The 24,465-nt window shown below is 63.7% G+C and carries 22 protein-coding genes; all 22 read right to left on the bottom strand.

Annotated elements, in window-relative coordinates; translation table 11 throughout:
• Window positions 1-14: 14 nt before the first annotated feature.
• The 22 genes from glmS to B059_RS0115780 all read right to left on the bottom strand — a co-directional run bounded on the left by glmS (window position 15) and on the right by B059_RS0115780 (window position 24,445).
• Window positions 15-1,844 carry a glutamine--fructose-6-phosphate transaminase (isomerizing) gene (gene glmS / locus B059_RS0115885; RefSeq protein WP_018079239.1) on the bottom strand — a complete coding sequence of 610 codons (1,830 nt, stop codon included), beginning with the start codon at window positions 1,842-1,844 and terminating at the stop codon, window positions 15-17.
• A 2-nt stretch (window positions 1,845-1,846) separates the two neighbouring features.
• Window positions 1,847-3,223, bottom strand: a complete 1,377-nt coding sequence (gene glmU / locus B059_RS0115880; protein WP_018079238.1) for a bifunctional UDP-N-acetylglucosamine diphosphorylase/glucosamine-1-phosphate N-acetyltransferase GlmU — start codon at window positions 3,221-3,223, stop codon at window positions 1,847-1,849.
• Window positions 3,224-3,406: 183 nt separating this feature from the next.
• Window positions 3,407-4,210, bottom strand: a complete 804-nt coding sequence (locus B059_RS0115875) for an OmpA family protein (protein ID WP_026177592.1) — start codon at window positions 4,208-4,210, stop codon at window positions 3,407-3,409.
• Between the two features lie 441 nt (window positions 4,211-4,651).
• Window positions 4,652-5,074, bottom strand: a complete 423-nt coding sequence (locus B059_RS0115870; RefSeq protein WP_018079236.1) for a F0F1 ATP synthase subunit epsilon — start codon at window positions 5,072-5,074, stop codon at window positions 4,652-4,654.
• 102 nt (window positions 5,075-5,176) lie between these two features.
• Entirely contained in the window at window positions 5,177-6,556 is a 1,380-nt protein-coding gene (atpD, locus tag B059_RS0115865) for a F0F1 ATP synthase subunit beta (protein ID WP_018079235.1), read from the bottom strand.
• Window positions 6,557-6,610: 54 nt separating this feature from the next.
• Complete coding sequence (gene atpG / locus B059_RS0115860; RefSeq protein ID WP_018079234.1) at window positions 6,611-7,483, bottom strand: F0F1 ATP synthase subunit gamma; 873 nt, start codon at window positions 7,481-7,483, stop codon at window positions 6,611-6,613.
• Window positions 7,484-7,538: 55 nt separating this feature from the next.
• Window positions 7,539-9,080: a F0F1 ATP synthase subunit alpha gene (gene atpA / locus B059_RS0115855; RefSeq protein WP_018079233.1), complete on the bottom strand. Its 1,542-nt coding sequence runs from the start codon at window positions 9,078-9,080 to the stop codon at window positions 7,539-7,541.
• Window positions 9,081-9,147: 67 nt separating this feature from the next.
• A complete protein-coding gene (locus tag B059_RS0115850; RefSeq protein WP_018079232.1) occupies window positions 9,148-9,684 on the bottom strand; it encodes a F0F1 ATP synthase subunit delta in 537 nt (178 codons plus the stop codon).
• Window positions 9,685-9,687: 3 nt separating this feature from the next.
• The gene (locus B059_RS0115845; protein ID WP_018079231.1) at window positions 9,688-10,158 is read right to left on the bottom strand and encodes a F0F1 ATP synthase subunit B; all 471 of its coding nucleotides are present in this window, start codon (window positions 10,156-10,158) and stop codon (window positions 9,688-9,690) included.
• A 67-nt stretch (window positions 10,159-10,225) separates the two neighbouring features.
• Window positions 10,226-10,465: a F0F1 ATP synthase subunit C gene (gene atpE / locus B059_RS0115840; protein ID WP_018079230.1), complete on the bottom strand. Its 240-nt coding sequence runs from the start codon at window positions 10,463-10,465 to the stop codon at window positions 10,226-10,228.
• 65 nt (window positions 10,466-10,530) lie between these two features.
• Complete coding sequence (gene atpB / locus B059_RS0115835; protein ID WP_018079229.1) at window positions 10,531-11,373, bottom strand: F0F1 ATP synthase subunit A; 843 nt, start codon at window positions 11,371-11,373, stop codon at window positions 10,531-10,533.
• 89 nt (window positions 11,374-11,462) lie between these two features.
• On the bottom strand, window positions 11,463-11,855 hold the full coding sequence (locus B059_RS0115830; RefSeq protein ID WP_018079228.1) for an ATP synthase subunit I: 393 nt from the start codon (window positions 11,853-11,855) through the stop codon (window positions 11,463-11,465).
• A 120-nt stretch (window positions 11,856-11,975) separates the two neighbouring features.
• Window positions 11,976-12,827 (bottom strand): ParB/RepB/Spo0J family partition protein, encoded by an 852-nt coding sequence (locus B059_RS0115825; RefSeq protein WP_018079227.1) that lies wholly within the window; start codon window positions 12,825-12,827, stop codon window positions 11,976-11,978.
• On the bottom strand, window positions 12,827-13,612 hold the full coding sequence (locus B059_RS0115820; protein WP_018079226.1) for a ParA family protein: 786 nt from the start codon (window positions 13,610-13,612) through the stop codon (window positions 12,827-12,829). The genes B059_RS0115825 and B059_RS0115820 overlap by 1 nt, the downstream gene beginning before the upstream one ends.
• Entirely contained in the window at window positions 13,609-14,235 is a 627-nt protein-coding gene (rsmG, locus tag B059_RS0115815) for a 16S rRNA (guanine(527)-N(7))-methyltransferase RsmG (RefSeq protein WP_026177590.1), read from the bottom strand. Before rsmG ends, B059_RS0115820 begins: the two co-directional genes overlap by 4 nt.
• On the bottom strand, window positions 14,232-16,130 hold the full coding sequence (gene mnmG, locus B059_RS0115810) for a tRNA uridine-5-carboxymethylaminomethyl(34) synthesis enzyme MnmG (RefSeq protein WP_018079224.1): 1,899 nt from the start codon (window positions 16,128-16,130) through the stop codon (window positions 14,232-14,234). Before mnmG ends, rsmG begins: the two co-directional genes overlap by 4 nt.
• A gap of 120 nt (window positions 16,131-16,250) precedes the next feature.
• Entirely contained in the window at window positions 16,251-18,152 is a 1,902-nt protein-coding gene (locus tag B059_RS0115805; RefSeq protein WP_018079223.1) for an ATP-binding cassette domain-containing protein, read from the bottom strand.
• Between the two features lie 30 nt (window positions 18,153-18,182).
• Entirely contained in the window at window positions 18,183-18,893 is a 711-nt protein-coding gene (gene pxpA / locus B059_RS0115800; RefSeq protein ID WP_018079222.1) for a 5-oxoprolinase subunit PxpA, read from the bottom strand.
• Window positions 18,890-19,801, bottom strand: coding sequence for a 5-oxoprolinase subunit C family protein (locus tag B059_RS0115795; protein WP_018079221.1), 912 nt, complete (start codon window positions 19,799-19,801; stop codon window positions 18,890-18,892). Before B059_RS0115795 ends, pxpA begins: the two co-directional genes overlap by 4 nt.
• Window positions 19,798-20,448: a 5-oxoprolinase subunit PxpB gene (gene pxpB / locus B059_RS19430; RefSeq protein ID WP_157273762.1), complete on the bottom strand. Its 651-nt coding sequence runs from the start codon at window positions 20,446-20,448 to the stop codon at window positions 19,798-19,800. The genes B059_RS0115795 and pxpB overlap by 4 nt, the downstream gene beginning before the upstream one ends.
• A gap of 255 nt (window positions 20,449-20,703) precedes the next feature.
• Window positions 20,704-22,347 (bottom strand): DEAD/DEAH box helicase, encoded by a 1,644-nt coding sequence (locus tag B059_RS0115785; protein ID WP_018079219.1) that lies wholly within the window; start codon window positions 22,345-22,347, stop codon window positions 20,704-20,706.
• 331 nt (window positions 22,348-22,678) lie between these two features.
• Complete coding sequence (locus tag B059_RS0115780; RefSeq protein WP_018079218.1) at window positions 22,679-24,445, bottom strand: ABC transporter ATP-binding protein; 1,767 nt, start codon at window positions 24,443-24,445, stop codon at window positions 22,679-22,681.
• Window positions 24,446-24,465 lie beyond the last annotated feature (20 nt).

Genomic DNA, 24,465 nt, shown 5'->3' with positions numbered 1-24,465 from the left:
GCGGATCTCCGGCCTCACTCCACGGTTACCGATTTCGCCAGGTTGCGCGGCTTGTCCACGTCAGTGCCTTTTTGCAGGGCGGCGTGATACGACAGCATCTGCAGCGTCACGGTATGCAGAATTGGCGACAGGGCGCCGTTGCGGCCACCGGGCAGTTTGATGACGTGCACGAAGGCCGACTCCTCAATGTGCACGTCGCCGTCGGCGAACACATACAGTTCACCGCCGCGCGCGCGCACTTCCTGCAGATTCGACTTCAGCTTTTCGATCAGCTGGTCGTTGGGGGCGATGGCGATCACCGGCATGTCCTCGTCCACCAGCGCCAGCGGGCCGTGTTTCAACTCACCCGCCGGGTAGGCTTCGGCGTGGATGTAGGAAATCTCCTTCAGCTTCAGCGCGCCTTCAAGGGCGATCGGATAATGCACGCCGCGGCCGAGGAACAGCGCGTGCTGCTTGTTGGCGAAGCGCTGCGACCAGGCTTCGACCTGCGGCTCCAGCGCCAGCACCTGCTGCACCTTATTCGGCAGGCTGCGCAGCGCCGCCAGGTGTGCGGCTTCCTGCTGCGCGGTGAGGCGGCCGCGCAGCTTGGCCAGCACCAGGGTCAGCAGGAACAGAGCGGCGAGTTGGGTGGTGAAGGCCTTGGTCGAGGCAACGCCGATCTCCGGGCCGGCACGGGTGAGGAATTTCAGCCGCGATGCGCGGGTAAGCGCCGATTCGGGCACGTTGCAGATGGTCAGCGTCTTGTCCTGGCCCAGTTCCCTGGCGTGGTTCAGCGCCGCCAGCGTGTCGGCGGTTTCGCCCGACTGCGAGATGGTGACGACGAGCGCATCGGGATTGGGCACCGACGTGCGATAACGGTATTCGCTGGCGATTTCCGCATGCGCCGGAATCCCCGCGATCTCTTCCAGCCAGTACGTGGCCACTTTCGCCGCATGGAAGCTGGTGCCACAGGCGAGGAAAGTCACCGCGTTTACCCTGGCCAGCACCTCGGCGGCGTCGAAGCCGAACCATTCGGGCTGGATATGATCCTGTGCCACCGCGGTCAGCAGGGTATCGGTCAGCGCGCGCGGCTGCTCGTGGATTTCCTTCTGCATGAAATGACGGTAGTTGCCAAGTTCGGCCATGTCGGCCGACAACTCGGAGATGTGCACGCTGCGGTCGGTCCGGTTGCCCGCGGCGTCGTACACCGTCACCGCCAGCAGCCCGATGTCGGCGACATCGCCTTCATCCAGATACATCACCCGCTGAGTCACCGGCAGCAGCGCCGAGACGTCGGAAGCAATGAAATTTTCCTCGATACCCAGCCCGATCAGCAGCGGGCTGCCCCTGCGCGCGCAGATCAGCCGATGGGGCGCGTCTTCGCTCACGACGCCGATGGCATAGGCGCCCTCAAGCTCGGCTACCGCGGCACGCACGGCCGCGAGCAGGTCTTTCGACTGGTGGTAATACAGATTGACCAGATGCGCGATGACCTCGGTGTCGGTTTCCGAGGAAAAGGCAAACCCGGCGGACTTGAGCCGGGTACGCAGGGCTTCATGGTTCTCGATAATGCCGTTATGCACTACCGCCAGGCTACCGCTGACATGCGGATGCGCATTGGCTTCCGACGGCGCGCCGTGCGTCGCCCAGCGCGTATGCGCGATGCCAAGATGGCCGTGTATCTGCTGCGCCGCGCAGTCGTCCGCCAGCGCGGCTACGCGGCCCACGCTGCGCACCCGCTTGAGGCCGCCGTTGACGGTGACCAGGCCCGCCGAGTCGTAGCCGCGGTATTCCAGCCGCCGCAGGCCTTCGAGCAGGATAGGAACGACGTTGCGCTGCGCCACCGCGCCGACTATACCGCACATGATTAGCCTTCCTTTTTCTGTTTGGCCGGGCGTTTCCAGCCGCCGATGGTGAACTGCTTCGCCCGCGACAAGGTGAGTTCGCCGGCAGGCGCGTCCTTGGTCAGCGTAGTGCCGGCGCCCAGCGTCGCCCCCTTGCCGACCGTAACGGGTGCCACCAGCTGCGTGTCCGAGCCCACGAACACTTCATCCCCGATTACCGTGCGATGCTTGTTCGCGCCGTCGTAATTGCAGGTGATGGTGCCGGCGCCGATGTTGACCTTTTTCCCCATGGTGGTGTCACCGACGTAGGACAGGTGGTTGATCTTGGAACCGTCGTCGATCTGGCTGTTCTTGATCTCGACAAAGTTGCCGACGTGCACGTCGCGCGCAAGCCGGGTACCGGGACGGATGCGTGAAAACGGTCCCAGCCGGTTGGCTTCGCCGATGACGGCATCGTCGACCAGGGTAAAGGCGTCGATCCGCGTCCCGTTGGCGACACGGGTGTTGCGCAACACGCAGTTAGCGCCCACTTGCACGTCATCGCCCAGTTCCACGCGTCCTTCAAACACACAATTGACATCGATCACCACGTCGCGCCCGCACTTCAGGGTGCCGCGCACGTCGAGCCGTGCCGGGTCCATCAGCGTCACGCCCTCCTCGAGCAGCGCCTGTGCGATCTCGTCCTGGTGGATGCGTTCGAGCCCGGCCAGCTGCGCCTTGCTGTTCACCCCCAGCACTTCCCACTCGAATGCCGGCTGGTGGGTGTCGACTGCCACCCCGTCGCGCACCGCCAGCGCGATGATGTCGGTGAGATAGTACTCACCCTGCGCATTTTCATTCTTCAGTTCGTTTATCCATTGTTTGAGGCGACGCGTCGCCACCGCAAGGATGCCGGTGTTGACTTCCTGAATCGCGCGCTCGGCCGGCGTCGCGTCCTTGTGCTCGACGATGCGCACCACCCTGCCGTTCTCGCGCACGATGCGGCCATAACCGTCGGGCTGCGCCAGGTCGACCGTCAGCAGGCCCAGCCGGCCGGCCTGCGCCGCCGCCACCAGCGGTTGCAAGGTGGCGGCATGGATCAGCGGAACGTCGCCATACAGCACCAGCGTCACGCTGGTGTCCGAAAGTCGCGGCAGCGCCTGCTTCACTGCATGCCCCGTGCCGTGCTGTTCGGCCTGAAGCACAAACGTCAGCTTGTCGTCAGCCATCGCCTGCGGTACCGCCTCGCCACCGAAGCCATACACTACGCAGGTCTGCGCCGCGCCGAGGTCATGGGCCGTATCCACCACATGCCCGAGCAGGGATTTGCCCGCCAGCTTATGCAGCACCTTGGGCAGATCGGAGCGCATGCGGGTGCCCTTGCCCGCTGCGAGAATCAGGATTTCAAGCATGGAATGCATTCGTGTCGTGTGGAATGTATCGCGTCAGCAAAATAAATGGGGCAGCAAAACCCGCGCCAAGTATAAAGCCTGAGCGTGTCCGCCCGAATAATTAAGCCAGCCGGGATGGCGCCAGCGTGACGCTAAAAAAAAACGGGGGCCGAAGCCCCCGTATTCAATTGTCCGTGCTGGACGAAAGCGCAATTATTGTTGCGGCACCAGTTCGACACGGCGGTTCTGAAAGCGACCGTCCTCAGTCCCGTTATCGGCAACCGGCTGGGATTCGCCGTAACCCTTGGCCGTCAGGCGGTCGGCTGCAACACCTTTGTCGACCATGTAGTTGCGAACGGCGTCGGCGCGGCGCTGGGACAGGCGCATATTGTAGTCGTCAGTGCCCCGGCTATCGGTATGACCCGCAACTTCCACCTTCACTTCACCCCATTCCTTCAGCGTCGCGGCGGCCTGGTCGAGGACAGCGAAGTCTTCCTGACGCACAACAGCCTGGTCGTAATCAAAATTAACGCCTTCCAGCTTCAGGACCTTCGGGGCAGGCGCGGCGACCGGCGCAGGTGCAGGTGCAGGTTCCGCTACCGGCGCGGGAGCGGGTTCCGCTACCGGCGCGACTGCGGCGACAGGTGGCGGGCAGCCGTCAGCCGTTTTGGCGTACACCGTGGGGCATTTGTCCTCGCCATCCACAATGCCGTCGCCGTCGCTGTCCAGTTCGCAACCGTCGGCATTGACCTTGCGGCCAGCCGGCGTGCCGGGGCATTTGTCCTTGCTATCGAACACGCCGTCGCCGTCGCTGTCAATATCCTTGCAAGGCGTATCGAGAAGCCCCTTGCCAGGGCAGCCGATAGTTCTGAAAAGCTCGTAGCCAATGGTTTTTCCAGTCGGACTGGCCGCATTGGTCGGGTCGTAAAAAGTGCCTTCGGCCGCTTGTGCGCTGACAACTCCGGCAGAAATCAAAGTTGCACCAAGAACACTGAAAAGAAAGGGGGTTACTCGCATGTTTAAGCTCCTGTGATGAATTTCAACAAACTCTGATGTGTCTTGAGGAAGTTATGCAGTGCATACCTCCGTCCATGTCCATAAATTGATATCTAAGGGCCAGCGAAACGGAATTTCGTCAACGATGCCCGAAATGTAAACCCATTCATGGCTCGAAAATTGGTTCTCCCCGCTTTTTTATCAAGTTTTTACAGTTTGTGCTTAATCCGCACGCGGCCTGGCCCATTAAATAACCATGTTCGGCTTTCATTCCGGTCAATCATGATTGCTGGGCTGATCACGGTATGACCAGGCATGCATTGTATTTCCATCCGCTTTTTCATCCCTCTGGGCTTTGTGTTTCTTGCGGACCAAACAAGCTTCGATGTCTTCACCATAATTTGCACCATAAAAAAAAGCAACCTGCGGGTTGCTTTTTTCAGGCTGTCAGTGGATGGTCGATCAGGTCAACTTGCGCAATTTCTTGATTGCAGCCAGTTGCGCCACGGCTTGGGCGAGTTCAGCCTGGGCTTGCGCATAATCGATCGTGGCCGCCTTGTTTTTCATCGCTTCTTCGGCGGCGCGTTTAGCTTCGAGAATCTTGGCCTCGTCAAGGTCGGCGCCGCGAACTGCAGAGTCGGACAGGATCGTAACGACATTGGGCTGTACCTCGAGGATGCCGCCGGATACGTAGACCAGTTCTTCTTCGGCCTGGTTGGGCACCTTGATGCGTACCGAACCGGGCTTCAGCGTGGTCAACAACGGGGTGTGGCGCGGGTAGATGCCGAGTTCGCCGCGCGTGCCGGGGGCAATCACCACTTCGGCGGTGCCGGAGTAGAGTGATTTTTCTGCGCTGACGATATCGACGTGTAGTGTCATGGCCATTTTTTAACCTCGTATGCAGGGTCTAGGAACCAGGGTTTAAAGGCTAGGAAAAGGCGCGCAGCGCACCGCCTCCCCTGATTCCTGGCTCCTATCCCCTCATCATTACTGAATCGTCTTCGCCTTTTCGACCGCTTCCTCGATCGGGCCGACCATGTAGAAGGCCTGCTCGGGAAGATGGTCGTATTCGCCGTCGACGATCGCCTTGAAGCCGGCGATGGTTTCTTTCAGCGTGACGTACTTGCCCGGCGCGCCGGTGAACACTTCGGCGACGAAGAAAGGCTGCGACAGGAAGCGCTGGATCTTGCGCGCGCGGGCCACCGCCAGCTTGTCTTCGGGCGACAGTTCGTCCATGCCCAGAATCGCGATGATGTCGCGCAGTTCCTTGTACTTCTGCAGCGTGCCCTGAACCGCGCGGGCGACGTTGTAATGCTCTTCGCCGACGACCTGCGGATCCAGAATACGCGAAGTCGAATCGAGCGGATCCACCGCAGGATAGATACCCAGCTCGGCGATCTGGCGGGAGAGCACCAGCGTCGCATCGAGGTGGGCGAAGGTGGTGGCAGGCGACGGGTCGGTCAAGTCATCCGCCGGCACGTAAACGGCCTGGAACGAGGTGATCGAGCCGGTGCGGGTGGAGGTGATACGCTCCTGCAGGCGGCCCATCTCGTCGGCCAGCGTCGGCTGGTAGCCCACCGCGGACGGCATCCGGCCCAAGAGCGCGGACACTTCGGTGCCGGCCAGGGTGTAGCGGTAGATGTTGTCGACGAACAGCAACACGTCGCGGCCTTCGTCGCGGAAGTATTCGGCCATGGTCAGGCCGGTCAGCGCCACGCGCAGGCGGTTGCCGGGCGGCTCGTTCATCTGGCCGTAGACCAGGGCGACCTTGTCCAGCACGCCGCCTTCCTTCATCTCGTGATAGAAGTCGTTACCTTCGCGGGTGCGTTCGCCGACGCCGGCGAACACCGAGAAGCCCGAGTGGGCCACGGCAATATTGCGGATCAGCTCCATCAGGGTCACGGTCTTGCCCACGCCGGCGCCGCCGAACAGGCCGACCTTGCCACCCTTGGCGATCGGCATGATGAGGTCGATCACCTTGATCCCGGTTTCGAGAATTTCCACCGTGGCGGCCTGGTCGGCGTACGCCGGCGGCTTGCGGTGGATCGGCATGTGGGTGTCGGTATTCACCGGGCCCATTTCATCGATGGGCGTGCCGAGCACGTTCATGATGCGGCCCAGGGTCGCCTGCCCGACCGGCACCAGGATCGGGTTGCCTGTGGAGAGCACTTCCATGCCGCGGCGCAAGCCGTCGGTGGAGCCCATTGCAATGGCGCGCACCACGCCGTCACCCAACTGCTGCTGGACTTCCAGCGTCAGCTCCGGGGACTGCATTTTCAGTGCTTCGAAGACCCTGGGCATGGCGTCACGTGAAAACTCCACGTCCACCACGGCGCCGATGATCTGAACAATTTTTCCGTTGCTCATGTTGCCTTCCTAATCAAATTAAATCTTGGCCTAATCAATTGAATTCTGTTGACCTTAAACCGCGGCAGCACCAGCGACGATCTCGGACAGTTCCTTGGTGATCGCGGCCTGGCGAGTTTTGTTGTAGATCAGCTTCAGCTCGCCGATCACGTCCTTGGCATTGTCGGAGGCGGCCTTCATCGCCACCATCCGCGCCGACTGTTCGCACGCGATGTTCTCGGCCACGCCCTGATATACCAGCGATTCGATGTAGCGCATCAGCATGCCGTCGACCACCGGTTTGGCATCGGGCTCGTAGATATAGTCCCAGTGCGTTTTCAGGCTGGCCTCTTCAGCGTCTTCCATCTGCGCCAGCGGAAGCAGCTGGGTCAGCGTCGGTTCCTGCTTCATCGTATTGATGAAGCGGTTGTAGACGATGTAGAGGGCATCGATCCTGCCTTCCATGTAGGCATTCAGCATGACATTGACCGGGCCGATCAGCTTGTCCATGTGCGGGGTGTCGCCCAGGCCGGTGAGCTGCGATACCACATTGACGCCGAGACGCTGCATGAAACCCAGCCCCTTGTTGCCGATCGCGGTGACGTCGATGCCGACGCCGGCAGCTTCCCACTGTTTCATCTGGTTCACCACCACGCGGAAGGCATTGGTGTTGAGACCGCCGCACAAGCCCTTGTCGGAGCTGATGAGGACGATGCCAACGCGCTTGACGTTGTCGCGCGCGATCACGAACGGGTGCTTGTATTCCGTGTGGGCGTAGGCCAGATGGGTGGCTACGCGGGCAATTTTTTCGGCGTACGGGCGCGCGGCCTTCATCCGTTCCTGCGCCTTGCGCATTTTAGACGCCGCCACCATTTCCATGGCCTTGGTGATCTTGCGCGTGTTTTCCACGCTCTTGATCTTGGTCCGTATCTCTTTTCCGGCTGCCATACTTGCTCCTTAAACCAGCCTCCTTAAACCAGCGGCTGCAAATCAGCGCGGTCTATCAATAGACGCCGGTTTTCTTGAACTCTTCCACCGCGGCGGTGAGTGCCGTCTCGCTGGCCTCATCCAGGTTGCCGCTGGCTTCGATGGTATCCATGATGCCGGCATGCTTCGACTTCATGAACGCCAGCAGCGCGGATTCGAACGGCAGAATCTTGTTGACCTCGACGTCGTCCATGTAGCCCTTGTTGACCGCGAACAGGGACAGCGCCATCTGCGACACCGACATCGGCGAGTATTGCGCCTGCTTCATCAGCTCGGTGACGCGACGGCCACGCTCGAGCTGCTTGCGGGTTGCTTCGTCCAGATCGGAGGCGAACTGGGCGAAGGCCGCGAGTTCGCGGTACTGCGCCAGCGCCAGACGGATACCGCCGCCGAGCTTCTTGATCACCTTGGTCTGCGCGGCACCGCCGACGCGGGACACCGACAGGCCGGCGTTGATCGCGGGACGGATACCGGCGTTGAAGAGGTCGGTTTCCAGAAAGATCTGGCCGTCGGTGATCGAGATCACGTTGGTCGGCACGAAGGCGGAGACGTCGCCGGCCTGCGTTTCGATGATAGGCAATGCGGTCAGCGAACCGGTCTGGCCCTTGACGGCGCCATTGGTGATCTTTTCCACGTACTCGGCGTTGACGCGCGCGGCGCGCTCCAGCAGGCGCGAGTGCAGGTAGAACACGTCGCCCGGATAGGCTTCGCGACCCGGCGGCCGGCGCAGCAGCAGGGAAACCTGGCGGTAGGCCCAGGCCTGCTTGGTCAGATCGTCGTACACGATCAGCGCGTCTTCGCCGATGTCGCGGAAGAACTCGCCCATGGTGCAGCCGGAGTACGGCGCGATGTACTGCATGGCGGCAGCGTCGGCAGCCGTGGCGGCGACGACGATGGTGTGGTCCATGGCGCCGTGCTCTTCCAGCTTGCGCACCACGTTGGCCACTGACGAAGCCTTCTGGCCGACGGCGACGTAGATACACTTCACGCCGGTGCCCTTCTGGTTGATGATGGCGTCGATCGCGACCGCGGTCTTGCCGGTCTGGCGGTCGCCGATGATCAGTTCGCGCTGACCGCGGCCGACCGGCACCATGGCGTCGATCGACTTCAAGCCGGTCTGCACCGGCTGGTCGACCGATTTACGCTCGATCACGCCGGGCGCGATGCGCTCGATCGGCATGGTGGTGTCGGCGGCGATGGGGCCCTTGCCGTCGATCGGCTGGCCCAGCGAGTTCACTACGCGGCCGAGCAGCCCGCGGCCGACCGGCACTTCGAGAATGCGGCCGGTACACTTGGCGACGTCACCTTCGGTGATGTGTTCGTAGTCGCCCAAGATCACCGCGCCGACCGAGTCGCGTTCGAGGTTGAGCGCCACGCCGAAGGTGTTGCCCGGCATTTCGATCATTTCACCCGACATCACGTCGGACAGCCCATGAATGCGGACGATGCCGTCGGTGACGGACACGATCGTGCCCTGGGTGCGCAGTTCGCTCGATGCACCAAGGTTTTCGATCTTGGCTTTAATCAGTTCGCTGATTTCGCTTGGATTCAATTGCATTTCTGTTCTCCGAACCGTCGGGTTCCGATAAATGTGAGGTACTTGTTAACTCGCCTTGCCGCGCGGATTAGCCTTGCAGCGCGAAAGACATGCGCTGCAATCGCCCTTTCACCGAGCCGTCTATCACCTGGTCGCCAATCGCGATCACCGCGCCGCCGATCAGTTCGGCATTGACCGCCACCTGGACGTTCACCGCGCGGTTGAATTTGGCCTTGAGCCCGGCAACCAGATCGTCGATCTGCGCCTGGGTCAGTTCCTGGGCGCTGGTGATAGTGGCTTCGAGGGTGCCTTCGGCACTCGCCTTCAGGGTTTCGAACTGCCCGCTGATCTCGGGCAGCAGCGGCAGGCGGTCGTTTTCGGACAGCACCTTGATGAAATTGGCGCCGTGCTCGCCGAGGTCGGCTCCGGCCACCTCGATGATCAGGTCAGCCACGCGTTCGGACGCCACCGCGGGATCGGCAATCAGGCGCGCCACCTGGGCGTCCGCCACGATGAGCGCCAGCGACTGCACGCGTGTCGACCAGCCCGTCAGGTCGTTTTCGCCCTGCGCCAGGCGGAACACCGCTTCGGCGTAAGGGCGTGCCAGGGTAGACAGTTCGCTCATGGTTTACAGCTCGGCTTTCAGCTGGCCCAGGAGGTCAGCGTGCGTTTGCGCGTTGACTTCGCGGCGCAGGATTTTCTCCGCGCCGGCCACGGCCAGCGCGGCGACCTGTTCGCGCAGGCTTTCGCGTGCGCGGTTGGCTTCCTGCTCGATATTGGCCTGAGCAGCAGCGAGCTGGCGATCGCCCTCTTCCTTGGCGGCCGTTTTCGCCTCTTCGATGATCTGCGCCGCACGCTTTTCAGCCAGGGCGATCACTTCGGCGGCCTGCGCCTTGGCGTCGCGCATGTTGTCGCCGGCCTTCTTGGCGGCCAGTTCCAGCTCGTGCCTGCCGCGATCGGCCGCGGCCAGGCCGTCGGCGATCTGCTTCTTGCGCGTTTCGAGCGCGTTCATGATCGGCGGCCACACGAACTTCATGCAGAACCACACGAAGAAGATGAACGTGATGGACTGGCCGATCAAAGTTGCGTTGAAATTCATATCCGCACCTTTTAATGACGGGAGTTAAAGACGGGGGTTGGCGACTGGTTTCGCAGCAACCCGCGAATTAACCGGCAACGGCAAACAGAACGTACATGGCCAGACCGACGGCGATCATCGGCACGGCGTCGACCAGACCCATCACGATGAAGAACTGGGTACGCAGCATCGGGATCAGCTCGGGCTGACGGGCGGCGCCTTCGAGGAAGCGGCCACCGAGGATGCCGATACCGACGGCTGCACCGAGTGCGCCCAGACCCATCATCAGGGCACCAGCGATAAACAGCACGGCTTGAGTCATTTCCATTTGTTGCTCCTAAAAATAAAAATTAAAGTTGAAAACAGGAAACCAGATAATCGGTACTACGGAAATCAGTGATGCTCGGCGTGCGCCATGTCCAGATACACAATGGTCAGCGTCATGAAGATGAATGCCTGCAGCGTGATGATGAGGATGTGGAACACCGCCCATGCCCACTGCAGGGCACCGCCGAACACAGCCAGAATCCAGCCGCCGCCGAACATCAGCGCGATCAGGATGAAGATCATTTCACCGGCATACATGTTGCCGAACAGACGCAGCGAGAGCGAAAGAGGCTTGGCAATCAGGCCCACGCCCTCAAGCAGCAGGTTGATTGGGAACAGGAACTTGGGGAAAGGCTGGAATGCCAGTTCGGAGAAGAAGCCGCCTGCGCCTTTCATCTTGAAGCTGTAGTACAGCACCAGAAAGAAGACCGCCAGCGACAAGCCAAAAGTCACGTTGGGGTCGGTCGACGGCACGATCTTCATGTAGGGAACGCCGGCCATCGTTGCAACGAAAGGCAGCCAATCGACCGGGAGCAGATCCATCAGGTTCATCAGGAACACCCACATGAACACGGTCAGCGCCAGCGGCGCAACCAGTGCATTCTGATGGGAGAAGGAGCCGCGCACCGAGTTGTCGATGAACTCGATGACCCATTCGACGAAGTTCTGCAGGCCGGAGGGGACCCCGGTGCTGGCCTTCCTGGCCACCTTGCGGAAGAGGAACAGGAAGATCAGGCCGAGGCCGATCGAGAACAGCATGCTGTCGACGTTGATCGCCCAGAAGCCCATGGCCTTGGCCTCTTCGGCGCCGTGGGCAATACCCCAGGTGCCGTCGGCATGTTGTCCATAGGTCAGGTTCTGGAGGTGGTGCTTGATGTATTCGCCAGAGGAATGGTATTCCGAAGCCATAGTGATCAAATTCAAAAAGTGGGTTTTGGATGGGGACGCAGCATGCGCCCATTCAAAACCAACCTTGACAAACCCGTCGGATGGACAGACTAGTTATTTCTTTTGCGGCCCGCCGCCACGGCCAGCCAGGCAAACTGCGCCAGCACCAGACCGAGCAACAATGGCAGAGGCGCCAGCTTCAACACCCCGAGTCCGCACGCCAGCAGCCCGACCAGCAGCATCAATCGCTCGATCCCGGTACGCAGGAACAGCTTGAACAACCGATGCGAGTCCCACTCGGGGTGCCGCATCGACTGCCGCTCGCGCCACACCAGGACCAGGTTGACTGCCAGCGCCACCAGCACGCCATACAGCACGGCCAGCCCTGCATCGCCCCCCGCCACTATGCTGCCGAGCAGCCCCGCTACGGGTGCGAGTCCGGCTTGCACCAGGGCTACCCGCAGGGTGCCCGATATGCCGATACGGCGGGTGCCGGTGAACATTAGCCAGTTATGGTACTAGAATTAGTGCGGTCTATGCAATCATCAAGCAGCTTGATGATGAATTTCACTATGTAGTGATGTTGTAAAGGTGAGAATGGCTCGTCCACCGCTATCACGGGTTTACAGCCGGATGCCCAGACGTTGCAACAAGCCCTGAAGCTCGTCCGCACTGGCGAAATGCAGCGTCAGCTTGCCGCGGCCCTTGCTGCCGGTCTGCACGTGGGCGGTCATGCCAAGCGCATCGGACAGCGCCTCTTCCAGTCGCAGGATGTCGCGCGACACGGCCCGTTTGGCCGGCGCGGCAGTGGCGTCCTTCAGCCGCGCCACCCGGCGTTCGACTTCCCGCACCGACAGGCCACGGGTTTCGATTTCATGCGCCAGTTCGCGTTGCGCGCCTGCCTGCAGGGGCAGCAATGCACGCGCATGGCCCATTTCGATCAGTCCGGCGACGAGCATGTCCTGCACCGGGTGCGACAGATGCAATAGGCGCAACAGGTTGGACACCGCCGCGCGCGACTTGCCGACCGCCTGCGCAACGGCATCGTGCGTCATGCCGAATTCGTGGATCAGGCGCTGCAGGCCGTGCGCCTCGTCGATGGCGTTGAGGTCCTCGCGCTGGATGTTTTCGATCAGCGCCATCGCCGCCACCGCATCGTCGGTGACATCGCGCAGCAGCACCGGGATTTCGCTTAATCCGGCCAGCTGCGCCGCGCGCCAGCGCCGCTCGCCGGCGATGATTTCGTAGCCACCCGCGACCTCGCGGGCGAGGATCGGCTGCATCAGCCCCTGCGCGCGGATGGAATCGGCCAGTTCCTGCAGCGATTCGCTGTCCATCTGCGTGCGCGGCTGGTATTTGCCGGGCGCCAGGTGCGCCACGTTCATCATGCGCAAGTCGCCCTGCGGCGGCGCGGCGCTGTCTTCGCCGCCCAGCAGCGCGTCGAGTCCGCGCCCGAGTCCCTTGAGTTTGGCCATTATGCTGTCTCCCCTGCGGTGATGCCGGCGCGCCTGAGCGTCTCCTCGGCAAGTTCCATATACGCCTTCGCGCCCTTGCACTGGCGGTCGTAGGCCAGCACCGGCAAGCCGTGGCTGGGCGCCTCGGCCAGCCGCACGTTGCGCGGAATCACGGTGTCGTACACCTTGTCGCCGAAGTGCTGCTTGATCTGCTCCGACACCTGTTGCGCCAGTGTGCTGCGCGGGTCGAACATCACGCGCAGCAGGCCCTCGATGCGGATATCCGGATTCAGCCGCTGTTTCACTTTCTTGATGGTGGCGACCAGGTCGGTCAGCCCTTCCAGCGCGTAGTACTCGCACTGCATCGGGATCAGCACTGCCTCCGCCGCCGCGAACGCATTGACGGTCAGCAGGTTCAGGGTCGGCGGGCAGTCCATCAGGATGAAGTCGTAGTCGTCGGCGACCTGCGCCAGCGCTACCTTCAGGCGCAGGTCGCGCTGCTCCAGATTCACCAGATCGATCTCCGCGCCCGCCAGTTCGCGGTTGGCCGGGATGACGTCGAAATGCCCCGGTTCCGAACGCATGCGCGCCTCGCGCACGCTCACCTGATTGAGCAGGATCTGGTACACGGTCGGCAGCGCGGTGCGCTTTTCGATGCCGGCGCCCATGGTCGCGTTGCCCTGCGGATCGAGGTCGGCCAGCAGCACGCGCTGCCCGAGTTCGGCCAGGCTCGCGGCCAGATTCACCGCCGTCGTCGTCTTGCCGACGCCGCCTTTCTGGTTGGCAATTGCCAGAATTCGACTCATTCAACAGGCTCCAGAACAATCAGGTGACGGGTCACATCCAGACCCGGAACGGCCAGTGCGTGGTCAGCGCTCACTCTCACGCCAGATGGCAGTCCGGCGACCTCCTCGTGCGGATACAGGCCTTTCATCGCCAACCAGCAGCCGCCCGGATTGAGCAGATGGCGGGTCAGCGTGACGAACGCCTTGAGGTCGGAAAACGCGCGCGACGTGATGACGTCAAAGCCGGCCTCGGGCCGAAAATCCTCCACCCGGCCGGTGATCACCTGCACATTGGCCAGTCCCAATTCGGCCTTGGCCTGCAGCAGGAAAGCCGTTTTCTTGGCAATGCTGTCGATCAGCGTCACCCGCAATTCCGGCCGCACGATCGCCAGCGGGATGCCCGGCAAGCCGCCACCGCTACCGACGTCGAGCACCTGTTCGCGCGTGAAAAAAGGTACCGCCGCCAGCGAATCAAGCAGATGATGGCTGACCATACGCCCGGCGTCGCGTACTGCGGTGAGGTTGTACACGCGATTCCATTTGTCCAGCAGCGCGAGATACGCCAGCAGCCTTGCCTCAGCCCCGGCGGGCAAGGCCAACCCAAGGGCGGCGATCCCCGCCGCGAGTTGTGCCTGAGGCGTCATGCGCTTTTCTTCTGCTCGTCGGGCTTGAAGCCGCGTTTGGCATATACCAGCAATACCGAGATCGCCGCCGGCGTGATGCCCTGCAAGCGGGACGCCTGGCCGAGCGTTTCGGGGCGAGCCTTCTGCAGGCGTTGGCGCACTTCCATCGACAACCCGGTGAGCAGGCCATAGTCGAGATCCGCGGGCAGGCGCAGGCTTTCCTGTTCGCGCTGCTTGTCGACTTCCTCGTTCTGGCGATCGATATAGCCCTGGTATTTGGCGGCGATTTCGACCTGCTCGGCGACGCGTGCGTCCTCCTCCCCTGGCCCGCCACCGGGCAAAGCCAGTATCTGCGCGTAGTTCAAATTCGGGCGGCGCAGCAGTTCAAACAAGCTGTATTCGTGTTCGATCGGCTGGCCGATCAGGCGGGTGGCCGCCGCGGCCGGCAGGATGGTCGGATTGACCCAGGTCGATTTCAGCCGCCCGGTTTCGCGCGCCACCGCATCGCGCTTGCGGTTGAAGGCGTCCCAGCGCGCGTCGTCGACCACGCTCAGCTCGCGGCCGATTGCGGTCAGCCGCATATCGGCGTTGTCCTCGCGCAGCTGCAGCCGGTATTCGGCGCGGCTGGTGAACATGCGGTAGGGCTCGGAGACGCCGCGGGTAATAAGGTCGTCGACCAGCACGCCAAGATAGGCCTCGTGGCGGCCCGGGCTCCAGGCGGCCCGCTCCTGTGTCTGCAAGGCGGCATTGATACCGGCGAGCAGCCCTTGCGCCGCCGCTTCTTCATAGCCCGTGGTGCCGTTGATCTGGCCGGCGAAAAACAGGCCGGCGATCGACTTGGTCTCGAGTGAGGCCTTGAGATTGCGCGGGTCGTAGTAGTCGTATTCGATGGCGTAGCCGGGGCGCAGGATATGCGCGTTTTCCAGCCCCGGGATCGAGCGCACGATAGCCAGCTGCACGTCGAACGGCAATGAGGTCGAGATGCCGTTAGGGTAGATCTCATGGGTGGCCAGACCCTCGGGTTCGAGAAAGATCTGGTGGCTGGCCTTGTCGGCGAAGCGGGTGATCTTGTCCTCGATCGACGGGCAGTAGCGCGGCCCCACCCCCTCGATGACGCCGGTATACATCGGCGAGCGGTCCAGCCCGCCGCGGATGATGGCGTGCGTTTCCGCCGTGGTGTGAGTGATCCAGCACGGCCGCTGCGCGGGATGCATCGCCACGTCGCCCATGAAGGAGAACGCCGGCGCCGGATCGTCGCCGGGCTGCTCCTGCGTCTGGCTGAAATCGATGCTGCGGCCGTCGATGCGGGGTGGCGTGCCGGTCTTCAGCCGCCCTACCGGCAGGCTCAGTTCGCGCAGCCGCGCGGCGAGCGATACCGCGGGTGGATCGCCCATGCGTCCGGCCTGGAAGTTTTCCAGCCCGACGTGCACCAGGCCGGCGAGGAAGGTGCCGGCAGTCAGCACCACCGCGCGGCCGCCGAACACGATGCCGAGCTGGGTTTTCACGCCGGCGACACGGTCGCCTTCCAGCAGCAGGTCGTCGACCGCCTGCTGGAACAGCGTGAGATTGGGCTGGTTTTCCAGGCGCTGGCGGATTGCCGCCTTGTACAGCACGCGGTCGGCCTGCGCGCGGGTGGCACGCACCGCCGGCCCCTTGGACGAGTTGAGCGTGCGGAACTGGATCCCCGCCGCGTCGGTGGCGAGCGCCATTGCACCGCCGAGCGCGTCGACCTCCTTGACCAGATGCCCCTTGCCGATGCCGCCGATCGACGGGTTGCACGACATTGCGCCGAGCGTCTCGATGTTGTGCGTCAGCAGCAGGGTCTTCACGCCCATGCGCGCGGCCGCCAGCGCGGCCTCGGTGCCGGCGTGGCCGCCGCCGACGACGATGACATCGAAGGACTCGGGGAATTTCATGGGCGCCATTCTACCCGTTGCCGGGTTCCGTTTCACGTCGCCTCGTTTCACGTGAAACATCATGGCCACGCGAAACAGGGCCACGTAAACCCCGAACCCGCGGGTGCCGCCCCCCGCCGCTCAGCTAGCAGCCGCCTTGGCCTCCAGCGCCTCCCAGCGCGCCAGCGCGTCGAGCAACTCGGCATCGATCGCCTCGCTGCGGGTATGCAGGGAAGCGGCGTCCTGAGGATGGGCCTGATAAAGAGCGGGGTCAGCCAGCCGCTCGGCAATCTGCGCCTGTTCGGTTTCCAGTTCGGCGATCTGCGCCGGCAAGGCATCGAGCTCGCGCGCCTCCTTGTAGCTAAGCCTGCTCTTGGGTGTGGGCTTCGCCGGCGCAGGCTGAGCCGCGGCCTTGGGGCTTGCTGCCCGCACGGGCTCGGACACGCGCTGCTGTTGTTTCCACGCCTGCCAGTCGGCATAGCCGCCGACGATTTCGGTCAGCCGGCCCTCGCCCTCGAACACGATGGACTGGGTGACGACGTTGTCCAGGAAGGCGCGGTCGTGCGAGACGATGATCACCGTGCCGCTGTAGTCCTGCAGCAACTGCTCCAGCAACTCCAGGGTATCGATGTCGAGATCGTTGGTTGGCTCGTCCAGCACCAGGAGGTTGGCCGGGCGCGCGAACAGCCGCGCCAGCAGCAGCCGGTTGCGCTCGCCGCCGGACAGCGCCGACACCTTGGCGCGCGCCCGTTCGGCGGGGAACAGGAAATCTTCCAGGTAGCTGATAACGTGCTTCTTCTGCCCGCCGATTTCCACGTAGTCGGAGCCGGGCGCAATCGTATCGATCAGCGTCGCCTCGTCGTTCAACTGGTTGCGGAACTGGTCGAAGTAGGCCACCTCGAGCTTGGTGCCCTGCTTGATCCAGCCGGATTGCGGCTTCAGTTCGCCGAGGACGAGGCGAATCAGCGTGGTCTTGCCGGCGCCATTGGGGCCGAGCAGGCCGAGCTTGTCGCCGCGCAGGATGGTGGCGGAAAAGTCGCGGATGAGGGCGCGGCTGTCGTAACCGTAGCTGACATGGTCGAGTTCGGCCACCATCTTGCCAGAACGATCGCCGCTGTCGAGCTGGAATCCCACCTGGCCGGCGTGGGCGATGCGGGCCTCGCGGGTACGGCGCAGCGCCTCCAGCCGTCTTACCCGGCCTTCGTTGCGGGTGCGGCGCGCTTCGACCCCCTTGCGGATCCAGGCTTCCTCCTGCTTCCAGAACTTGTCGAATTTGCGGTTGTGCACCGCTTCCACCTCAAGCTGCTCGGCCTTTTTGACCTGATAGGCGCTGAAATTGCCTTGGTATTCACGCAACTGGCCGCGATCGAGCTCGACAATACGGTTAGCGACGTTGTCCAGGAAACGCCGGTCGTGGGTGATGAAAAGCAGCGCGCCGCGATAGTCGTTGAGCAGGGTTTCCAGCCATTCGATGGCGGAAAAGTCCAGATGGTTGGTCGGCTCGTCCAGCAGTAGCAGTTCGGGCTCGGCCACCAGTGCGCGCGCCAGCGCCACGCGCTTTTTCAGGCCGCCGGACAGCATTTCCACCATCGTCTCGGCATCCAGGTTGAGGCGCTGCAGGGTTTCTTCCACCCGGCTGTTGAGCCGCCAGGCATCGGCCAGTTCCAGCTCATGCGACAGGCGTTCGAAATCGGCGTACACCGTCTCGTCCCCTTCGGCCATGGCATGCGCCACGGCGTGGTATTCGGCCAGCAGCGTCTGTGCCGCGCCGATGCCTTCCGCCACGGCCTCGAACACGCTGTGGCCGGGCTGGAACTGCGGCTCCTGCGGCACATAGGCCAGCTTCAGACCCGGCGCACGCCAGACTTCGCCGGCATCCGCCTGGCTCTCGCCGGCGATGATTTTCAGCAGGCTCGACTTGCCGGTACCGTTGCGGCCGATCAGGCCGATACGCTCGCCCGCCTCGATCACCAGCGAAGCGCCGTCGAGCAGCGGCCAGTGACCGTAAGCCAGTTCGAGTCGGTCAAAAGTGAGGAGCGGCATGATCAGGTATCAACAAGCGTAGGAGCGGAATTATCCGCGATTGAGCGCGGCATGGACGGCTTGGGCAATTTTTAATGCGCCGGGGGTGTCGCTGTGTAAGCAGATCGTGTCCGCTCGTACCCGGATGGTGGCGCCGCTGAACGCGGAAACCGGTTCGCCATGTGCAAGCGCATGCGCCTGCTGCGCCGCCATGTCCGGCGAGACGATCAAGGCACCCGGGGTTTCACGTGAAACCAGCTGGCCGTCGGCCCGGTAGCGGCGGTCGGCAAATGCCTCGTTCAGCACCGGCAAACCCGCAGCCCGCCCGGCGGCAATCAGTTGCGAGCTGGACAAGCCCACCAGCATCAGCGCCGGGTCCAGTGCTGCCACCCCGCAAGCGATCGCCTGCGCCACCCGTTCATCCTGCGCCGCCGTGTTGTACAGCGCACCGTGCGGTTTGACGTGCGCCAGCCGCAATCCCAGGCGCGCAGCCTGCTCGGCCAGCGCCTCCAGTTGCTGCGTCACCCATGCCGTAATTTCCTCCTCTGACGCGGCCAGTGCCCGGCGCCCAAACCGGGCGGGGTCGGGATAAGCCGGGTGCGCGCCCACCGCCACGCCATATTCCGCCGCCAGGCGCAGCGCGGCCGTCATGCTGGCAACGTCGCCGGCATGCCCGCCGCAGGCAATCGACACCCGCGCCAGATAGGGCATCAGGCTGACGTCGTCGCAGCCTTCGCCAATATCGGCATTCAGTTCGATCATGCCAGCGCCTCGATCACCCATGGTGCAGCCGTCCACGTACGCGCCGCCTCCACTTCGACGGTTGCAAACCGCACTGCATCGCCCGGCCGCAATTGCGCCAGCCGAGGCCAGTCGGCGGCGATCACCGTGGCAATGGCCGGGTAGCCACCGGTCACCGGGCCATCCCAGCCCAGAATGATCGGTTGACCGTCGGGCGGAACCTGCACCGTTCCGGGCAACACGCCCTGCGACGGCAATTCAGCCCGGACATGCGTCACCGCCGGCCCAGTCAGGCGCAGTCCGCGTCGGTCGGATGCGGCACCCACCCGATAGCGGCCACAAAAAAAAGCCGTCAGCCCGACATCGTCAAACTGGCTGGCTTGCGGTCCCGCCACCACCCGCAGCGGCGCGTCCCGCGGGGGGGCGGGGGGATGGGCGCGCAGCAGATGCATTTCGCCCACCGGAGTAGCGCATGCCAGCGTATCGCCCGGTCGCAGCGCGCGCCCCTGGTACCCACCAAACCCGGCCGGCAACAGCGTGCTGCGGCTGCCCAGCACGCGCGGCACTGCCAGCCCGCCGCGCATCGCCAGCCAGCAGCGGCAACCGGTCTCTGCCTGCTCCAGGTTCAGGATCTCGCCTGCCGCCAGCAGCAGGGTTTCGTTCCACGCAGGCGCCTTCCCCTTGCTGCGCGTCGCCCTGAAGCGCGCCCCGGCGAGTGCCACGACGCCTCCCAGCGGAAACCGCAACGATGGCCCTGCCAATAGGATTTCCAGCCCGGCGGCAGCGTCGTCGTTGCCTACCATCCGGTTGGCCGCCACCAGCGCCGACGGATCGGCCGCACCGCCTGCGGGCACGCCGAACGCTCCCCAGCCGGGCCGGCCCAGATCCATCACCAGGTCGCAGCGACCGGCGCGTAGCACTTCGATCATTTGGGCACGAAACGCACGCGGTCGCCCGGCATCAGCAAGGCGGGCGCAGGACGCTGCGGGTCGAACAATACGGCGATGGTGCGGCCGATGATCTGCCAGCCGCCGGGGCCGCCGGCCGGATAAATGCCGGCGTACACGCCGCCGATGGCCACGCTGCCCGCCGCCACCCGGAGCCGCGGCGACGCCCGGCGCGGTGCGTGGAGGGCGGGGGGCAGCCCGCGCAAATAGGGAAACCCCGGTTGGAAACCCAGGAAAGCGACGGTGTACTCCACTGCCGCATGGGTATGGATATAGCTGGCCACATCCATCCCCGCCTGCCCCGCCAGTCGCGACAAATCCGGCCCGACGGACCCCCCATACTCCACCACGATCTCATGCAGCTTTCCGCTTGCAGCCGGCGTGCCCGACAGGGGTGCCGCCAGCGCCGCACGCAGACGCGACGAAACCGTCGCGCCGCGCCGCAATACCAGCAACAAGCTGTCGTCCGAGGGAATCACGTCTTCTAGCTCAGCAAAACTCTGGGCGCTCAGCATGGTGTAGCATGCCAGCGTTGCCTCCCCCGTCGCCACCCGCAACCCGCGCTCGCCCAGCCAGCGCCACGCCGGGGCCGGTTGAACGGTTTGCCGCTTTGTTTCGGGAGATTTCATTTCGGCGTTTTGCATAATCCGGCGAATGATCCGTGCGATGCGCTACAGGCGGCAGGCAACCCCTGCATTTAAACGCGCCACCCAGCATTATCGCAAGCCCGTCGACTTATTCTTGAACCCGCGCTGGTCGCACTGCTCGTTTTAGACAAGGCGGAACCCCTCCTGCTGGCCCCACCCTCGGCCGACCACGGACATAAAAAAGGGGGTTTCACGTGAAACCCCCTTGCTGGCTATTACCGGTTATCGGACTGGCGATCAGTCCTTGAAACGTCCACGCACACCGCTGCGATTGCCGCCGCCACGGTTGTCATTGCCGAAGCTGCGTGGCTGGCCGGGGCGCGCGCTGTTGCCGCGATCACCGTAGCTGCGGCCGGCGCCGGCGGATTTGGCCTTCGCCTCGCGTTCGCGTTTTGCCCAGTATTCAACGCTGTTGCCATTGACTTCGGCCTTGGGCGCAGGTACTGCCGCGCCACGATAAGCGTCGCTGCGTGGCGGACGGTCACCGGTCATGCGCGGCACATCGGACGGGCCGTGCATGGCATTTTCAAAGCGGTTGCCGCGGGCCGGCCGGTCGCCAGCGGGACGCGCATCGGCCCGGTAGCCACGGTCGCGATTATCGCGGCTGTCGCTACGCGGCGGGCGATCGCCGTAACTGCGGGGTTCGCTGCGATCGCCAAAGCTGCGCTTGTCGCCGAAGCCGCCGCGCGGACCATTGTTGCTGCGCGGACGGCCCGCTGCGGGGCGGCCGGACGCTGGCTTCTGGGTCGGCTCCAGCCCCGGCAACGTGTGCACCTCGATGCGGTTGCCGGTGTAGCGCTCGATGTTCTTCACCAGTCCGCCTTCGCGCATGCCGGCAAAGCTCACTGCGATACCGGTGCGGCCGGCGCGGCCGGTGCGGCCGATGCGGTGGACATAGTCTTCGGCCTGACGCGGCAGGTCGAAATTGATGACGTGGCTGATACCCGCCACGTCGATGCCGCGCGCGGCGACGTCGGTGGCCACCAGCACCTTGGTGCGGCCTTCGCGCAGACGCTGCAGCGCGCGGTTGCGCTGCCCCTGCTGCATGTCGCCATGCAGCGCATCGGAAGCAAAACCGCTGTCGGCCAGCAGGTCGGAAATTTCCTCGGTGCTGCGCTTGGTCGAGGCGAACACGATCGCCTGTGTCATCTCCACATCGCGCAGCAGTGCGTCGAGCAGACGGTTCTTGTGATCCATGTTGTCGGCAAACAAGAGGCGCTGCTCGATCTTGGATTCCTTCTGGGGCACCGCTTCGATCTCGATGCGCTGCGCGTCGCGGGTCAGTTCGCGCGCCAGGTTGCCGACCACGCCATCGAGCGTGGCCGAGAACAGCAGCGTCTGGCGTTCGTCCGGGCAACGCGCGGCAATGGCCTTGATGTCGTCGACAAAGCCCATGTCCAGCATACGGTCGGCTTCGTCCAGCACTAGCACTTCCAGGCGCGAGAAGTCGATCTTGCCGCGCTCCAGATGGTCGATCAGGCGACCGGGGGTCGCCACCACCACGTCGACCGGCTGCGACAGGCGCTTCAGTTGCAGGCCGTAGGGCGCGCCGCCGACCAGGCAGGCGGTACGGAAGCGGCGCAGCTCCTTGCCATAGGTCATGGCGGATTTCTCGACCTGCAGCGCGAGTTCGCGCGTGGGGGTCAGCACCAGCACGCGCGGGCCCATGCTTTTGATCGTCGGCTCGGCCTGCAGGCGCTGGATCGACGGCAGCAGAAACGCCGCCGTCTTGCCGCTGCCGGTATGCGACGACACCAGCAGGTCGCGGCCGGTCAGCGCAGCGGGAATCGCCAGCGTCTGGACGGGGGTGGCGTTTTCGTAGCCCGCGGCCAGCACGGATTTGAGGATGAGGGGATCAAGCCCCAGTTCGGAAAAGCTCATGGCAATACCTTTTTCGGTGCGCTCAAACGCGCAAAACAAACCTGCGCCCGGTTCGGAACCAGACAGGTCAGAAAATACGAACCGGAAACAAGCGGCGTTTGGAATGGATGAATTCCTGACCGCCCAACGGGTCGCGTCGATCACATCGGCGCCAACCACAAGACTTGTCACTGCCGGTTGCGGAAACCAACCGGCGGCACAAAAGAGAGGTCGAAGACGATGGGGCTGTGAGAACAGTCCCGAGGCACGGCGGCAAAAGCCAGATCTGCCCACTGCTGTATGCACAACTCGACAGAGTCTATCAGAAAATGCTGATTTTCCCGAGCGTTTTTTATGCGTGATGGTAAAGCTTGTGATATAGCCCGCCGCGCCCGATCAACTCATCGTGGCCACCCTCCTCCACCACCCGGCCGTTTTCGAATACCAGGATGCGGTCGGCCTGCCGCACGGCGGATAGTCGATGGGCGATGATGAGGGTGGTGCGCCCGCTCAGAAACCCGGCGAGCGCCTGGTGCAGCCGCCGCTCGGTATCGGTGTCGAGCGCAGAGGTGGCTTCGTCGAGGATGACGATCCGCGGTTGGGCAACGATCATGCGCGCAATCGCCAGCCGCTGCCGCTGCCCGCCGGACAAACGCACGCCCTGCCGCCCCACCACCGTATCCAGCGCATGCGGCAGCGCAGCGATGGCATCCCTCAGCTGGGCGATCTCCAGCGCCTGCCACAGCGTGGCATCGCTGGCCTCGCGCCCCAGGGTCAGATTGGCGCGCACGCTGTCGTTGAACAGCACCGGGTGCTGCAGTACCACGCCGATATGCTCGCGCACGGTTTCCCAGCCGATCTCACTCACCGGCGCGCCACCATAGAAAATCTGCCCCGCCTTCACCGGATACAGTCCCAGCAAGGCCTGCACCAGGGTCGACTTGCCGCCGCCGGAGGCCCCCACCAGCGCCACCTTCTCGCCCGCCGCCACCGTGAGGCTGACGTCGTCCAGCACCGTCTCGCCGTCCGTATAGGCGAAGCTGACATGGTCGAGCGCAATGCCGACGGTGGGCTGGCCGGCGAACGGATCGCGCAGTGCGGGATGCTGCGGTTCGCCGTGCAGGCCGAGCAGGGCATTGATCCGCCCCAGCGCGGCATTGGCGGCAAACCACGCGTACTGCATGTTCACCAGCTCCTGCACCGGGGTCATCATGAACCACAGGTAGCCGAACACCGCCAGCATCTCGCCGATGGAGAGATCGGAAAACACCACCATCAACATCGCGCCGGCACGAAAGGCGTCGAAGCCGGCAAGGAAAACGAAGAAGGAAATCCGGCTCATCGCATCCGATTTCCAGGCAAACGCCGCCGCGTGCTGGCGGATGTCGGCCGCCTTTGCGGTCACCCGCGCCAGATAATGCTTTTCGCGATTCATCGCGCGGATCTGCGTCAAGGCATCGAGCGTCTCGGACAGTGCCTCCTGAAACATCTCGAAGGCGCGGTTCTCGCGCTTTTTCAGATCCTTCACCCGCTTGCCGAGGCGGGTGGAAAACAGGATCACCACCGGATTCAGCAGCAAAATGAACAGCGCCAGCTGCCAGTGCATCCAGAACAGCACGGCCGCCACCCCTATCAGCGTCAGCACCGACACCACCAGACCCGAAACCGACGAACCGAGAAAGCTGTCGATGGCGTTGAGATCGGTCACGAAATGCGAGGTGACCCGGCCGGCACCCACCGTCTCGAATTCCGACAGCGCAATGCGCGACAGCCGGGAGAGCATCCGCACCCGGATGCGGTAGACAACTTCCTTGGCCAGCAGCGAAAACGTGCGCCCCTGCCACACGTTGAGCAGGATCGAGATCAGCCGCAGTCCCACCGTCAGCAGCAGCGCCATGCCGATGAACAGCAGCGGCCCGTGCCAGGCGGGCGGAAACCACGCGCCGATGACGGCGACCATCTTGCCCGGGTGATGCAGCAGCACTTCGTCCACCATCAACGGCAGCAGCAGCGGCACCGGCACCGCCGCCGCCACCGCCAGCAAGGCGGCGAGGTTGCCCTGCAGCAGGCGCGCGCGGTGGGTTTTGAGTTCGTCGGCGATACTTCGCCAGGTCAGCATGACGGGCAATCCTGAGGGAA

Origin of the sequence: Thiobacillus denitrificans DSM 12475 (assembly GCF_000376425.1) — a bacterium.
GTDB lineage: Bacteria > Pseudomonadota > Gammaproteobacteria > Burkholderiales > Thiobacillaceae > Thiobacillus > Thiobacillus denitrificans.
Note: the sequence above shows the minus strand (reverse complement) of the source record. Positions and strands in the feature narration are given on the sequence as shown.